The sequence below is a fragment of the Bacillus salipaludis genome (assembly GCF_030938565.1).
Lineage (GTDB): Bacteria > Bacillota > Bacilli > Bacillales > Cytobacillaceae > Neobacillus > Neobacillus salipaludis_A.
This window is the reverse complement of record NZ_JAVGVR010000001.1, coordinates 4,547,396-4,563,010: the sequence shown is the minus strand read 5'-3', so window position 1 is coordinate 4,563,010 and position 15,615 is coordinate 4,547,396. Positions and strand designations below refer to the sequence as shown.

Sequence of the window (15,615 nt, the reverse complement as noted above, 5' to 3'; positions counted from 1 at the left end):
GATATCCCCTGTTTATTTAGGTAGATGATATATGTGGTTCCTTTAACATTTTAAAGTATGAATGAATGGGCTGGTGTGTTTTCTAGTTTGGAGTTTTTTATTGCAAAATATAACAGTAGACAATGTTCGAAGTTCGTAATATCTAAAGAGGTCAATTCACTAATTTTTTCTAGACGATAAACTAAGGAATTTCGGTGGAGAAATAGGCTCCGGGCAGTTTCACTAATATTCATATTACATTTGCAGTAGGTAATAAAGGTACTAGATAGGGTAGGAAAATTAACATGTTGATAAAAACAGGTCAGTTTATCGGAAAGTCGTTCCGCTATGTAAGGAGGTAAATCTGTTCCAATTAGTTCAAGAATAATATTCAAATCATTATAATAGTAAACCTCAGGAAAAATAGTTGTTTTTTTACCGGCAATTAACGTTTTAAGTGATTCTTCATAGGATTCTTTAATTCCGTTAATCCCTTTTTTCATGCTTCCAATCGAAATTCTTGCATTAAATTGATATTTCGATTGAATATATTCACTCATCCGGCTAATTTTGTGTTCTAATTGTTTGTTAAAACATTCAGAGGACTCGGCTGCATCGATTGCTTTTATTAAAATAAATTGATCTAATGTCAATAAGGAAAGGATATCCTCTTTATTATCTATTAAATAGTGCCGCAGTATATCCATCATATTATCCTGTAAAAATTGCCATGAAAACGTATTGGGGATTTTCGGGTGTGTTCCAGTAAATTGCTCTGACAGCATATCCATTTCGATAATGAGGCAGACGCGTTTGAACTCTTTATCCAGATTGTAACCAAGCATTTTTCCAAAGCGGATGATTTGGCTCATGTCTTCGATCGTATCTGAACTTAGGAGATTATGAACTAAATGATCCAATGATTTAGATTCGAGAATGCGAATTTCCTTTTTTAAGTATTCATGGCACAGCAATTCCACATGACTCTTCACAAGCTGAGCATATTTTTTCACTTCTGCCGGATTTCCAACAATCCCTAACACACCGACGGTTTCTTGATTAATAATGATGGGGGCAGCTACACCTGGTAGAACATTATTAAGTTCCTTTACTTCATCATACTCGTAACAAATCGTTTCCTTCCTTTTTAAAACATCGATTGATGCCTGATGAAAACTGCCTAAACGGTTTTCGTCATTTGACCCAATAATATATCCCTTATCATCGGTAATACTGATTGGATATCCAATGATTCTGGAGGTATTCTCCACAATCGTTTGGGATATATCCTCTAAGAAAGCCATTTTACCACTCCTTTAAATGAATAAAATCCTAGATTAATACATTCTAGCTATGGAGTGAAAATTCCTTGTTAAAATTGACTATTAAAACAATTCTAACTATTCAATTTACCGTAAAAAATGCACATAGATTAAGAGTTACGAAATGAGTACAGTAGTAATATAGGGTGAAACTTCCATTGGCGAGTGCTTTTTCGATCCCGACGCGATTTCTATCCCAGCTGTTAAATAATATAAAAGAAGGGCAGGAGTTTCCATGTCAAATCGAGCAGATATTATCATTATTGGTGGTGGAGTCATTGGTTCAAGTATCGCGTATCATTTATTACAGGATGGTTTTCATGGCAGGGTAGTCCTTTTTGAGAAAGATGGTTTATACGAATATGCTTCTACTCCAAGGAGTGCGGGTGGTTTTAGACAGCTTTATACGACGGTGGTGAATATGCAGCTTAGTAAATATAGTCTTCAAATCTATAAAGATTTTTCAAAATCGATGGCCATCGACGGAGAAGAAATGGAAATCGACTTTAAACAGAGAGGCTATTTATTTTTAGCAACAGATGAAATGATGCCAAAATTCGAAAGGCATTTAAAACTGCAAAATGAAAACGGGATCAATTCGCAGTTGCTCGATACAAATGACCTGATGAAGATTATTCCAGAACTAAATACAGAAGATTTAGCCGGGGGCCTCTTTTGTTCAGAGAGTGGGTATTTGGACCCTTACTCTGTCATGCAGGGGTATATTCGAAATGCTAAAAGATTAGGAGCGGAGTATATTTATGACGCTGTAGATAGTCTTATAACCGACCAGGATCACATAAAAGGGGTTAGGCTCGCGGATGGACGTGAATTTCTTTCACCGGTTGTCGTCAATTGTGCCGGTGCCTGGGCGTCTCTTTTGAGTGAAAAAGCTGGTCTGCCTCTCCCGGTTGTACCCCTTCCAAGACAAATTTTTCAGTTTGATATTGAAACACCACTGCAAAACTATCTTCCGTTAACCATGGACCCAACAGGAGTATATTTCCGACATGAAGGTGAGAAGTTTATTTCCGGGTATGCCGAGGAAATTGAACCTGGAATTGATTTTAAATGGAGAAGATCGGCATTTGTTGAAAACATATGGCCGGTGCTGGCCAATCGAATTAAAAATTTTGAGAATGCAAAAATCGAAAGAGGTTGGTCCGGGCTTTATGATTTTAACACCGAAGACCATAATGCTATTTTAGGGAAATATCCATCGATGCAGGGGTATTTTGTTGCTTTCGGCTTTAGCGGACATGGGATGCAGCAGGCACCCGCTGTTGGAAAATGTCTTTCCGAATTGATTCGCATGGGTAAATATGAAACCTTGGATTTATCTCCACTAAGGGTAGAACGATTTGCTGAAAATCAATTAATTATTGAGGATGCGATTTATTAAAAGAGTAATGACATAGCTTTTGAAGGTGAGATTTTTCCTTCTGGAGCTATGTTTTTTTATAAGGAGAGGATTGAATTTTGATGATAAAAAAACTAAATCGGTCGATTGGGGAACATTATATGGGTCCAGAAATAAAAGAGTCGGATTTTCGCATAAAAAAGGTCAATTTGTCACGGGCTAATCGGTGGGGATTCTTTATTAGCCTAAATAATATCCAACCCACGATTCTGGGTGACCGTTAGAGCAGAAAAAGAAGCCAAGAGGTAACCGAAAGCGGATGAAGATGACCGTAAAGGCAGAAAAAGGAGCAGAAAGTATACCTAAAGTGGATTTACGGACAAAAAGCACAAGATAATCATCCGAGTTTTTTGTAATTTCACCATAGTTTTTTGCAACGGAGAGTGAAGCGCCTAGAGTCTAGACCAACACCCAGTTTAACACAGTAAAAAAAGTAAAAAGAACCTGTTAGTGTACAGGTTCCATTCTAGATTCCTCATAGCATTGAATTGCTGTATAAAGGAGCATACAATGCTCAAAGCTGCTCGTATTGAGAGAGGTAATTTCACTAATTTTTTCAAGCCGATAGATAATCGTGTTTCGGTGGATAAATAGGTTCCTAGATGCCTCACTTAAATTCATATTATATTGGCAAAAACCGATAAAGGTAGAGGATAAAATCTCGTAATTATCCTGTTTGATCAAAGGGGCAATGAATTGTACAAGCTTTTCCTTATATTCCGATGTCAGTTCTTTCGGTAGAAGCCTCCAGAGCATTTCCTGCTCATTATAAATATGAATTCCCGAATCCCGGTTGAATTGCTTTCCGATCGACATGGCTTTTACAGCATTATGGTAGGATTCGGCAATACCACTCAGAGTACTGCTGATATTTCCGGCTGAAATACCAGCCGTCACACCATATTTTTTCGCAAGAAACGTATTGATTTTTTCCAGTTTATTTGGCAAACCTTCCACTAAAGCCGAAAACGAGCGTGGATAGGGAAGTGCCTTTATGACGATTAAACGCTCCAGACTTAGAAAGGAAATCATATCATCATTATTTTCTTGAAAAATTAATTGGAAAAAGCTTAAAAGCTCTTTTTGGAAATATTGCATTGGAAAGCTTTCATAAAAATCGTCTGTTCCTTTCTTCGCGGAAATCTTTTCGGAAAAATTATCGAGATCGATTAACAGACAAACCCGGTTAGTATGTAAGTCAAATTCAAGTAATTTAGCCGATTGAAGAATTTGTTCATTGATCTCATTCATAGATTCCCGATAATGAATGAGTTGGTGGACAAACATTTCGACCATTTTTTCCTTTAAATCCACCATTTCCTTTCGAAAGGCTTCTTGACACATCATTTCTACTTGATTTTTAACAAGCTGGACATATTTTTTAACTTCTTTTGGATCCCCGACAATCCCCAGAACGCCAATCACTTTATTGTTAAATTTCAATGGGGTCGAGACGCCTGGAAGAATTCTCTTTTCGATTTCATTTTTACAATTGACCACCCTATTTTTTCTAATGACCTCCAGGGAAGGCTGATGGAAGAGCCCAATTCGGTTTTTATCTGTTGAACCAATAATGATTCCTTCTTTGTCCGTGATACTGATCGGATATTGTAATATTTCACTCGTTTTTTCAACAATATCCTGGGCTATGTGTTCGAGGATTTTCATATCTTAAACTCCTTTCAATCAGCCAACAAAAAGAGGTGAATTTTTGATAACACATTAATGACAAAACAAAATTTCTCTATAATTTTACCATTTTTGCATTGAATGTACATTTTATTTGGAAAATATAAAATTTTATTCTTTAAAAAAATCCGCAACCATAATTGGCAGCGGATGGGAATGGTATATTTAAAAAATTTCATCTAGGTCTTTATATCCGTTATAACGGATATCAATACTTGTTATAGAGTGCTTAAAATGATTTTCTAGGGCCATTTTTAAATTGGCTTCATCTTTATTTTGGATTAATTCTAATATATAGCGATGTTCATCTGGACTATAAGGTTCTTGTCCTGGGTTTGAAAAAAATTCATCAAAAAGCATAAGATAAATATTTGTTTGGTTGATTAGTCTCTCAATAAATTCATTTAAAAATTTATTATTGCATTTTTGGGTGATAGCGATATGAAAAGCTTTATTGGCGTTTACAAACTCCTCTGAATGACGATTCTTTAGACTCTTTTTTCATCCTCTATGATCTTCTGAATACTAAGATAATCATTTTCATTCATAACCAACATTGATTTCTGTACTGCTAAAAATTCCAATTTTGCACGTAATTCATATGCCTGAATAACCTCTTCTTTAGAAGGACTGGTTACAAATGCGCCGCGATTTGGAATCAAATCTACTAATCCTTCGAGTGATAACTTTTTAATCGCATTCCGGATAGGGGTGCGACTTACGCCTAAAGTATTCGAAATATTATGCTCCACTAATTGCTTACCTGGCGCCAACTGACGACCTAATATTGCAGCTCTTATTTGGTCATATACATGTTTCTCAACGGTTATTTCTTTCATATGACTTTTCACCTACTCTGTTTTATTTTATCAAACCAATTATTTTATAGCAATATAGCAATATTTAAAATATTCAAAAAATATTGACAACTATATAAGTAGAGTATACACTTTAATTAATTGTACTACAATTTGGGACGACAATTTGGAACGACATTTTTTATTGAAAGAGGAGGAGCAATTCTTTTTTTGTGAAAGCGCTTTATTAATTAGGTAAAATACCGAGGGGGAGTTTGAATGAAAAAAGGTTTGTTATTTACGATTATTGGATTATTGATCATCGGTGTTCTATCAGCCTGTAGCGGGAAGGAAGCGAGTGGGAATGGTAAAACTAGTGTTTTGGACCGGGTAGAAAAATCAAAGGTATTAAAAGTAGGATTTGAAGGAACCTATCCACCGTTCAATTTTTTAAATGATGATCAAAAATATGATGGTTTCGATGTAGACATCTCGAACGAAATCGCTAAACGTCTAGGTGTAAAGACAGAGTTCGTCGCTACAAAGTGGGATAGTCTTCTTGGCGGGTTAAAATCGGATAAATTCGATATTATTATCGGCCAAATGTCTGTAACCGAGGAACGTAAAAAGAGTGTTGATTTCACCAATCCTTATGTGGTTACGGGTTCAGTCTTAGTCACTAGAAAGGATACCAATAATATTACAAAGCTAGAAGATATTAAAGGGAAAAACGTTGGAGTAGGTGGGGGAACAACGTTTGAGGAAGTCGCAAAAAGTGTGGATGGAGCGAATGTAAAGTTATATAAATCCGTAAATGACTATATTGCGGATTTAGCGAACAAAAGATTGGACGTCATTATCAATGACCAATTATTAATGAGTTACAACATTAAAGAAAAGAATTTACCAATTAAAATCACAAGCGATATTCTAAATAAAGATGAAATTGGGATGGCAGTAAAAAAAGAAAATGGAGATTTTGTTGAGAAAGTGAATACTACCCTAGCTGATATGAAGAAGGATGGAACATACAACCAAATCTACAAAAAGTGGTTTGGTACAGAGCCATTAGAAAAATAAATGATTGGGTTTTGGAAATTAATATGTGATGAATTAAAAGATTAATAGGAGGTAGAAAGGATGCGGGCAGTCGTTTTAGGAACAGGAATGATTGGAACAACAGTAGTGAGTGAACTGGTGAAGTTTTCAAATATTGAATCGGTAACGGCAGTCGATGCAAATCAAGATAGTGTGAATAAATGTTTAGAAATTGCCAATAACTCGAAAGTGATTGGGAAATGTACTTCTTTAGGAACGATTGAAGAAATCAAAAGCGTGTTACTAAATGCAGATGTTGCTGTTGCATGTCTACCACATTCATTAAGTTTACCAGCTATTAAGGCGGCAATTTCAGCAAAATGTCATCTCGTAGACTTAGTCGGTTCTAAAATTGAGGAAAAGTTAGAATTGGATGAACAAGCCAAAGGAGCAGGTGTCATTATTATGCCAGGGTGTGGGGTTGCACCGGGTATTACAAACTTTTTGGCAGCACAAGGAATCGAAATGCTTGATGAGGCTGATGAAGCTGTGATGGTTTGCGGTGGAATTCCTAGATTCCCAAAACCTCCATTATGGTACCAGGTGGTTTTCCGACTTGAGAGTGTGCTTGGACTCTATACAAGACCGGCAAAGGCAGCTGAAAACGGGAAGCTTAAAGAATTTCCTCCTCTTTCAGGATTAGAAAAAATGACTTTCCCAGAACCTGTTGGGGCTTGTGAAGCCGTCATTACGGATGCGCATAGTACGGCCTATACACTAAAAGATAAAGTGAAAAAATTATATGAAAAAACCGTTCGATATGAAGGACACTGGGGGAAAATGGATACTTTAAAAGAATTAGGCTTTTTTGATGAGGAGCCAATTGAAGTGAATGGGAATTATTCAAGTCCACGTGCCTTTACAGAGAAAATATTGGTTCCGAATATGAAGGGAGAGTCAAAAGAGGATATTACGGTATTAAGAGTAGAGGTTAGCGGTCTAAAAGCTGGACAGCAAGTGAAATATACATGGGAAATGGTCGATTTTTATGATCATGAACGTAATATAACTTCTATGGCTAAAACGACCGCACTCCCGGCAATGTTACTTGCCAATTGGATTGCTGCTAAAAAAATAAATGAAGTAGGAATTGTTCCCGTTGAAAATGTGATCATCGGGGATCGCTTTACCCCATTTATGGAAGAATTAAAAGCTTTAGGAATTGACATTTCGTTTCGAAAAGAGGTTCTAGTATCGAATCGATAATCATCCATAATTTTGCAGTTTCATAGATCGATGTTTGTTAGACTGGAGGAAAATTCATGGATCTTTCAATAATAATAGAATCCCTGCCAGCATTATTACATGCGACATTAATGACGATTTTTTTAGCTGTCGTTTCCATTCTAATCGCTCTCGTCCTTGGATTTTTCACAGCATTGGCAAGGATATCTAACCTAAAACCTTTGGCCAAATTGGCTGCCTTTTATGTTTCCATTTTCCGTGGAACTCCATTACTTGTACAGGTATTCGTCATTTATTATGGTCTGCCGCAAATTGGTATCGAAATGGAACCGATCCCCTCCGGAATCCTTGCGTTGAGTTTAAATGCAGGAGCGTACTTGTCGGAATCTTTTCGTGCTTCCATATTATCTATCGATAAGGGTCAAATGGAAGCATCGGTTTCATTGGGTATGACGTATGGTCAGGCCCTAAAAAGAATTATCTTGCCTCAAAGCCTTCGAATTGCGATTCCAACTATGTCAAACACCTTTATCATTTTAATTAAAGATACATCCTTGATCTCCGTTATTACCGTTACAGAATTATTGCAGATGTCATCATTACTCATCGCGAAAACCTTTGAACCATTAACCATTTATTTATTGGCAGCCGTGCTGTATTGGATCATTATAGCCTTTTTCTCAAACTTATTAGACAAACTTGAAAAACGTTCATCTCAGCATATAACACTTGGCAATTGAAATAAAAAGCTTTGCAGGAAGGAGAGGAGTAATGAGTATCATCCAGTTACAAAACCTTAAAAAGAAGTTTGGCGATCTTGAAGTTCTTCATGGAATTGATCTTTCGATAAATAAAAGTGAAGTGGTTGTTCTAATGGGACCAAGTGGATCGGGAAAGTCAACACTATTGCGGTGCCTTACATTTTTAGAAGAACCTACCGAAGGGATTATTAAAATTGGCAAGCATATGTTACCAGCAGGTGAAAAGCTTACTCGAAAACGGAAAAATGAAATCAGGTCGTTACGGCAAAGCACAGGATTTGTTTTTCAACAATTTAATCTTTTCCCACATAAAACAGCCATTGAAAATGTGATGGAAGGACCAATTGTCGTACAAGGCGTTCAGCGTGAGGAAGCAAGAAAATTCGCTCAGACCCTTCTTGAAAAAGTAGGTTTAGGAGAACGGTGTAACCATTATCCTTCTCAGCTATCAGGTGGGCAACAACAACGCGTGGCAATAGCGAGGGCACTCTCCATGAAACCGATGGTGATTCTTTTCGACGAACCTACTTCTGCATTGGATCCAGAACTAGTTAGAGAGGTACTACAGGTCATGAAGGATTTAGCGCAAGAGGGGATGACAATGGTTGTCGTAACACATGAAATGCAATTTGCCAGAGAGGTTGCTGATCGTGTCATTTTTATGGATGGGGGAGTCATTGTCGAGCAAGGATCTTCAGAAGAAGTTTTCAACCATCCAAAGGAAGAAAGAACAAAAAGATTCCTTATGAAGGTAATATAAAAATAGAAAAAACTGCAGTTCTACAATCGTAGGACTGCAATTTTTTATTAAGTGAAATTTTTGAAGTTCCCATCTGGTTTAAGAAAATCAACTGTGTATTTTCCATGAAAATGAAGAAAAAGCAGCCGGATTCTTTGGAAAGATTGCACAGGAAGCACATAATTTTCCGTATTTTTTAGTTAATTTTAGTGAAAAAAGACAAAAAGTGATTTCTCTATTTCTGTTTTTTTAGTTAAACTGTACATATGATTCAGAATATTTTTAATTTACAATTACCCTATGTTGAAAAAGGTAAAAGGAGGTTATGTGCATGAACAATAAAGAAGTAAGAGTAAGTGAAAATCTTAGTGAAGCCCATACATTGCCCTCATGGCTCTACACCAAGCCTGAAGTTCTTGAAGTAGAGAAAAGAGAAATCTTTTGTAAAACCTGGCAATACGTTGGTCATATTAGTCAAGTAACTAAGCCAGGTGATTATTTTACCACTGAAGTGGCAGACCGCCCGATTATTGTAAGCTGCGGACAGGATGGTGAAATTCATGCCTTCTATAATGTCTGCACACATCGTGCGGCAAAGTTAGCAGAAGGGGAGGGGAATAAACAAGTCTTTACCTGCCCCTATCATGCATGGACATTTCGGACAGACGGCTCTCTGTTAAGAGCGCCAAATATGGGCGGTTGTGAACATTTTGACTACCAGGATTTTTGTTTAAAAACAATCCAACTAGAAATCATCCAATCTTTTATTTTTGTCAATTTAGACCCCGATGCTCCTTCCATGGTATCTCAATTTCCGGATCTGTTTAAACATGTAGAAAAATATGATCTGAGCAAACTCAAGAAAATTCGCGTAAAAGAAACGATTTGTAAATCGAACTGGAAAATTGGGATTGATAATTACCTTGAATGCGACCACTGCTCGATTGTTCATAAAACTTTAGTTTCTAAGCTTGATATGAAATTATACGAGATGGAGATGCTAGAATACTATTCTTACCAAGGCACCCCGTTAAAAGGTAAAAATAGTGACTTTGGACTTGGTCAAGGGGGCAGATATTATTGGCTCTATCCAAATACTTGGTTCTCTTTCGATCCTGGTCCTGCAAATCTATCAATCCACCAATCGATCCCAATCGATCATAAAACTACTAAGTATGTTTATACTACTTTTTTCATGACCGATGAAATTACGGAGGAAGAAGAAGAACTAATGGCGATGGATCAATTGGTGAGAAAAGAGGATTTAGATATTTGTGAAGTGGTGCAGAAAGGGATCGAGACCGGGGCCTATACCCAAGGAAGATTTTCTCTTACTGAAAATTTAGTTCATCAATTCCATTTACTGCTGCAAAGGGATTTAGAAACAGTTTTGCCGCTGCAAACTGCAGATCCATCCAAGACCTTTTAAGAGATAGAAATATCTCTTAATCATCACCTGTGTGTAAGCGCTTCCTTAATATAAACCAATTGTGGAAGATAGGTGAGATAATGGAAAATAACAAAGTAGAATTGAAACGGGCAATGAAGAGCAGGCATTTGTTTATGATGTCTTTAGGAGGGATTATTGGAACGGGCCTGTTTCTAGGGTCTGGGTACGCAATCGGTGAGGCTGGTCCATTAGGAGCGATCCTAGCCTATTTAGTCGGCGGCCTTCTCATGTATTTAGTCATGGTTTGTTTAGGGGAATTATCCGTTGTTATGCCAGTATCCGGGTCTTTTCAAGCCCATGCGACAAAATTTATTGGACCTGCTACCGGGTTTGTGGTCGGCTGGGTCTATTGGCTGAGCTGGGCCATGTATGTAGGGCTTGAATTTACAGCGGCCGGTGTGCTAATGAAGCGATGGTTTCCAGATGTTCCGGTTTGGATTTGGTGTGCAATCTTTATTGTCCTTCTCTTTTCTATTAACTCTCTTACGACAAGAACCTTCGCCGAAACAGAGTATTGGTTTGCGGGCATTAAGGTTTTAGCTGTAATTATGTTCATTCTTGTTGGGTTAGGAGCTATGTTCGGAGGAATAAGTCTGAAACATGAATCCACCCCATATTTTACACATTTTCTAGGTGATGGCTTGTTCCCTGCCGGTATGGTTGGTGTTTTCGTTTCCATGATGAGTGTAATTTATGCCTTTCAGGGCTCGGAAATTATGGGAGTGGCAGCAGGGGAAACGGAAGAGCCGGAAAAAAATATTCCACGGGCGATCCGCAATATCGTTTTCCGTATCTTAATTTTCTATGTATTAGCGATGTTTGTTTTATCAGCTCTTGTTCCATGGAAAAAGGCCGGTGTACTAGAAAGTCCGTTCGTTACTGTTTTTGATATGGTAGGGATTCCCTATGCAGCAGACATTATGAATTTTGTAATTTTAACCGCGATTCTTTCCGTTGGAAATACCGGCCTGTTTGCTTGTACGCGTGTGATGTTTTCTTTAGCGGAAAATGGGATGGCCCCGAAAGCACTTGGCAAAATTAACAAACGCGGAATTCCTTTTAACGCCTTATTAGTAACCTTAATTTTTGCGTTACTATCACTTCTTACTAGTGTTGTGGCTGCTGATACATTATTTGTTGTTCTATTGGCTGTCAGTGGAATCGGTGGAACGCTGACGTGGTTAGCGATAGCGGTTGCCCAAATGGGATTTCGAAGACAATACATTAAAAATGGCGGTAAAGTGGAAGATTTGAAATATAAGGTTCGATTCTATCCCTTTATCCCGATTCTCTGTATTATTATGTGTTTGTTCATTTTCGGCTTTATGGCCTTTGATCCAACACAACGTGCATCGTTATATTGGGGATTTGGGTTTATTGCTGCCTGCTACTTATATTATTACCTTTGGTTCAAACGAAGAAATATCACGCTGCCAATTCATCAGGAAACCAAAGCGATTGCGATTGAGACGGAAGAGATTTAACGATTGGAATGGGAGGAAAGATGAATGGTAAATGAAAAAGATTATGATGTGATCATTATCGGCGGTGGATTTTCGGGGGTTACCGCTGCAAGGGAGTTACGGCAATTAGGACATCGTGTCCTGATTTTAGAGGCTCGCGATCGTCTTGGCGGCAGGACATGGGTGGACACCCGTCTAGGTTCGGAGCTTGAAATGGGAGGAACTTACGTCCATTGGCATCAGCCGCATGTTTGGACAGAAATTACCCGCTATGGCCTGGAACTAGCTACTGGTCCAAAAACGGAAAAGGTCTATTGGATTGCTGAGGGGAAGATGCATTCTGCTCCAGTATCTGAATTTAAAAATAAGCTCAAGAACACGGTTGAAAGGTTAATGAGCGAGAGCATGAAATATATGCCTCTGCCATTTGAACCTTTACATTCACCTGATTTTAGAAAGCTTGATGGGGTTACTGCAGCCCAATTTATGAAGGATTTTGGCCTAACGCAAGAGGAATATGATATTTTACACGGTTGGGTGGCCTCTGACTACTGCGGTGCACCTGAAGAAGGAGCAGTAACTCAAATTTTCCGTTGGTGGATTTTTTCACGCGGAAATTGGGAAACCCATAGTGCTATGGTATCGAGTTACCGGTTGAAAAAGGGGACAAAGGCTTTGGTGGAGTCTATTGCAGAAGATGCTGACGCTGAAATCAAGCTATCAACCGTTGTAAAAAAAATCGAGCATGATGAAGGTTCTGTTGAAGTTACGACATTTGATGGTTCTTCTTTTACGGGAAAAGCAATCATTGTCACCGTCCCGCTTTCAACACTTCAGGATATTGAATTTGTACCGGCACTTTCTTGCGAAAAACAAGCTTCATCTAAGGAAGGGCAAACTGCGAAAGGGGTTAAAGTATGGGCGCTCGTAAAAGGGAAGTACGACCCATTTGATGCTCTCGCCCCAGGCAGTTATCCGTTAAATTCGGTTCACGTGGATCGGTATTCGGGTGAAGATACGATTGTGGTAGGGTTTGGACCAAGCGCGGCAATGCTTAGCCCAACTGACAGGGCTGGGGTGGAGTCAGCATTAAGGCATTGGATTCCGGATATTGAGGTGCTAGAAAGTACCGGTCATGATTGGGTAAATGATGAGTTTTCCAGGGAAACCTGGCCGATGTTAAAGCCGAACCAGTTGACCACCTATCATAAGGAATGGAATACGCCGGAAAATAATGTGTTTTTGGCCGGTACCACTTATGCAAATGGCTGGGCTGGCTTTATTGATGGGGCGATTGAGAGCGGGATTACCACGGGGAGAAAGGTGCATAAACATCTTACGCGAGAAAAGGTACCTAATCAAATGTATGAAATGAAATAATATTCGAAAGAAATACACGGGTTCTTTGGCCCGTGTATTTTTTTGCTGTGATTGGGTTCATTTGTTTGAGGGTTGCATTGCCCGGATGAGGTTTTGTTTGCAGGAAAAGGTAAAAGGAAGAGGGTTGCATTGCCCGAATGGGGCTTGGATTGGAGGAAAAGGTAAAAGGAAGAGGGTTGTTATTGCCCGAATGGGGCTTGGATTGGAGGAAAAGGTAAAAGGAAGAGGGTTGCATTGCCCGAATGGGGCTTGGATTGGAGGAAAAGGTAAAAGGAAGAGGGTTGCATTGCCCGAATGGGGCTTGGATTGGAGGAAAAGGTAAAAGGAAGAGGGTTGCATTGCCCGGATGAGGTTTGGTTTAGAGGAAAAGGTAAAAGAAACAATCTAAAATAAGTTCATCTTTTAAGACAGAGGGTAAAAGATCTTGTAAAACAAACAAATAGATTAATGGAAGAATATTATTTAATGTGACAGGATATTTTAATATGAAAAATTATCTTGCTTAAATGCGATAATGATGTTAAAGTATAAAAGTCGCTGAAAAACAAACAGTTTTTAGATGACACATTCAAAAAAAAGATATTGACATATTAAATGATATGTTAGTATAATAATAAAGTCGCTTCTGAGCGATTGATTAAAAAATGAGTCAACTTGCTCTTTGAAAACTAAACAAACAAAAACGTCAACAAACAATAATAATCATGTTTCTTCTTTTATATAGAGAACATGAGCCAACGTAACAAATGAGCTATATCAACTTTCTTGGAGAGTTTGATCCTGGCTCAGGACGAACGCTGGCGGCGTGCCTAATACATGCAAGTCGAGCGAATCAATAGGAGCTTGCTCCTGTTGGTTAGCGGCGGACGGGTGAGTAACACGTGGGCAACCTGCCTGTAAGACTGGGATAACTTCGGGAAACCGGAGCTAATACCGGATAATCCTTTTCCTCTCATGAGGAAAAGCTGAAAGTCGGTTTCGGCTGACACTTACGGATGGGCCCGCGGCGCATTAGCTAGTTGGTGAGGTAACGGCTCACCAAGGCGACGATGCGTAGCCGACCTGAGAGGGTGATCGGCCACACTGGGACTGAGACACGGCCCAGACTCCTACGGGAGGCAGCAGTAGGGAATCTTCCGCAATGGACGAAAGTCTGACGGAGCAACGCCGCGTGAGCGATGAAGGCCTTCGGGTCGTAAAGCTCTGTTGTTAGGGAAGAACAAGTATCGGAGTAACTGCCGGTACCTTGACGGTACCTAACCAGAAAGCCACGGCTAACTACGTGCCAGCAGCCGCGGTAATACGTAGGTGGCAAGCGTTGTCCGGAATTATTGGGCGTAAAGCGCGCGCAGGCGGTCCTTTAAGTCTGATGTGAAAGCCCACGGCTCAACCGTGGAGGGTCATTGGAAACTGGGGGACTTGAGTGCAGAAGAGGAAAGCGGAATTCCACGTGTAGCGGTGAAATGCGTAGAGATGTGGAGGAACACCAGTGGCGAAGGCGGCTTTCTGGTCTGTAACTGACGCTGAGGCGCGAAAGCGTGGGGAGCAAACAGGATTAGATACCCTGGTAGTCCACGCCGTAAACGATGAGTGCTAAGTGTTAGAGGGTTTCCGCCCTTTAGTGCTGCAGCTAACGCATTAAGCACTCCGCCTGGGGAGTACGGCCGCAAGGCTGAAACTCAAAGGAATTGACGGGGGCCCGCACAAGCGGTGGAGCATGTGGTTTAATTCGAAGCAACGCGAAGAACCTTACCAGGTCTTGACATCCTCTGACACTCCTAGAGATAGGACTTTCCCCTTCGGGGGACAGAGTGACAGGTGGTGCATGGTTGTCGTCAGCTCGTGTCGTGAGATGTTGGGTTAAGTCCCGCAACGAGCGCAACCCTTGATCTTAGTTGCCAGCATTTAGTTGGGCACTCTAAGGTGACTGCCGGTGACAAACCGGAGGAAGGTGGGGATGACGTCAAATCATCATGCCCCTTATGACCTGGGCTACACACGTGCTACAATGGATGGTACAAAGGGCTGCGAAACCGCGAGGTTTAGCCAATCCCATAAAACCATTCTCAGTTCGGATTGTAGGCTGCAACTCGCCTACATGAAGCCGGAATCGCTAGTAATCGCGGATCAGCATGCCGCGGTGAATACGTTCCCGGGCCTTGTACACACCGCCCGTCACACCACGAGAGTTTGTAACACCCGAAGTCGGTGGGGTAACCGTAAGGAGCCAGCCGCCTAAGGTGGGACAGATGATTGGGGTGAAGTCGTAACAAGGTAGCCGTATCGGAAGGTGCGGCTGGATCACCTCCTTTCTAAGGATAATGCAGTCCTT

13 protein-coding genes and 1 rRNA gene are annotated in these 15,615 nt (G+C 39.8%); 10 read left to right on the top strand and 4 right to left on the bottom strand.

Annotated elements, in window-relative coordinates:
* Positions 1 to 50: 50 nt before the first annotated feature.
* On the bottom strand, positions 51 to 1,283 hold the full coding sequence (locus tag RCG21_RS22515; protein WP_133337672.1) for a CdaR family transcriptional regulator: 1,233 nt from the start codon (positions 1,281 to 1,283) through the stop codon (positions 51 to 53).
* A 253-nt stretch (positions 1,284 to 1,536) separates the two neighbouring features.
* On the opposite strand from RCG21_RS22515, the gene RCG21_RS22510 reads away from it, so the two are divergent.
* Positions 1,537 to 2,703 (top strand): NAD(P)/FAD-dependent oxidoreductase, encoded by a 1,167-nt coding sequence (locus RCG21_RS22510; protein WP_133337670.1) that lies wholly within the window; start codon positions 1,537 to 1,539, stop codon positions 2,701 to 2,703.
* Between the two features lie 465 nt (positions 2,704 to 3,168).
* Here the strand turns inward: RCG21_RS22510 and RCG21_RS22505 are convergent, their stop codons facing one another.
* From RCG21_RS22505 to RCG21_RS22495, 3 genes are all read right to left on the bottom strand, one after another.
* The gene (locus tag RCG21_RS22505) at positions 3,169 to 4,389 is read right to left on the bottom strand and encodes a CdaR family transcriptional regulator (protein ID WP_133337668.1); all 1,221 of its coding nucleotides are present in this window, start codon (positions 4,387 to 4,389) and stop codon (positions 3,169 to 3,171) included.
* A gap of 186 nt (positions 4,390 to 4,575) precedes the next feature.
* Positions 4,576 to 4,845 (bottom strand): FCD domain-containing protein, encoded by a 270-nt coding sequence (locus RCG21_RS22500; RefSeq protein WP_308914294.1) that lies wholly within the window; start codon positions 4,843 to 4,845, stop codon positions 4,576 to 4,578.
* Positions 4,846 to 4,898: 53 nt separating this feature from the next.
* Positions 4,899 to 5,249: a GntR family transcriptional regulator gene (locus RCG21_RS22495; protein WP_308913793.1), complete on the bottom strand. Its 351-nt coding sequence runs from the start codon at positions 5,247 to 5,249 to the stop codon at positions 4,899 to 4,901.
* Between the two features lie 237 nt (positions 5,250 to 5,486).
* Between RCG21_RS22495 and RCG21_RS22490 the strand changes: the two genes are divergently transcribed.
* The 9 genes from RCG21_RS22490 (at position 5,487) to RCG21_RS22450 (ending at position 15,595) form a co-directional block, all read left to right on the top strand.
* Positions 5,487 to 6,287: a transporter substrate-binding domain-containing protein gene (locus tag RCG21_RS22490; RefSeq protein ID WP_133337664.1), complete on the top strand. Its 801-nt coding sequence runs from the start codon at positions 5,487 to 5,489 to the stop codon at positions 6,285 to 6,287.
* A 60-nt stretch (positions 6,288 to 6,347) separates the two neighbouring features.
* Complete coding sequence (locus RCG21_RS22485) at positions 6,348 to 7,511, top strand: saccharopine dehydrogenase family protein (protein WP_133337662.1); 1,164 nt, start codon at positions 6,348 to 6,350, stop codon at positions 7,509 to 7,511.
* A gap of 56 nt (positions 7,512 to 7,567) precedes the next feature.
* Complete coding sequence (locus tag RCG21_RS22480) at positions 7,568 to 8,230, top strand: amino acid ABC transporter permease (RefSeq protein WP_133337660.1); 663 nt, start codon at positions 7,568 to 7,570, stop codon at positions 8,228 to 8,230.
* 37 nt (positions 8,231 to 8,267) lie between these two features.
* Positions 8,268 to 9,011, top strand: coding sequence for an amino acid ABC transporter ATP-binding protein (locus RCG21_RS22475; RefSeq protein WP_133338056.1), 744 nt, complete (start codon positions 8,268 to 8,270; stop codon positions 9,009 to 9,011).
* Between the two features lie 310 nt (positions 9,012 to 9,321).
* On the top strand, positions 9,322 to 10,419 hold the full coding sequence (locus tag RCG21_RS22470; RefSeq protein ID WP_133337658.1) for an aromatic ring-hydroxylating oxygenase subunit alpha: 1,098 nt from the start codon (positions 9,322 to 9,324) through the stop codon (positions 10,417 to 10,419).
* Positions 10,420 to 10,499: 80 nt separating this feature from the next.
* Positions 10,500 to 11,924, top strand: a complete 1,425-nt coding sequence (locus RCG21_RS22465) for an amino acid permease (protein ID WP_133337656.1) — start codon at positions 10,500 to 10,502, stop codon at positions 11,922 to 11,924.
* Positions 11,925 to 11,948: 24 nt separating this feature from the next.
* A complete protein-coding gene (locus RCG21_RS22460) occupies positions 11,949 to 13,283 on the top strand; it encodes a flavin monoamine oxidase family protein (protein ID WP_133337654.1) in 1,335 nt (444 codons plus the stop codon).
* A 97-nt stretch (positions 13,284 to 13,380) separates the two neighbouring features.
* Positions 13,381 to 13,605, top strand: coding sequence for a hypothetical protein (locus RCG21_RS22455; RefSeq protein WP_133337652.1), 225 nt, complete (start codon positions 13,381 to 13,383; stop codon positions 13,603 to 13,605).
* Between the two features lie 440 nt (positions 13,606 to 14,045).
* A 16S ribosomal RNA gene (locus RCG21_RS22450) occupies positions 14,046 to 15,595 on the top strand.
* Positions 15,596 to 15,615: the final 20 nt, after the last annotated feature.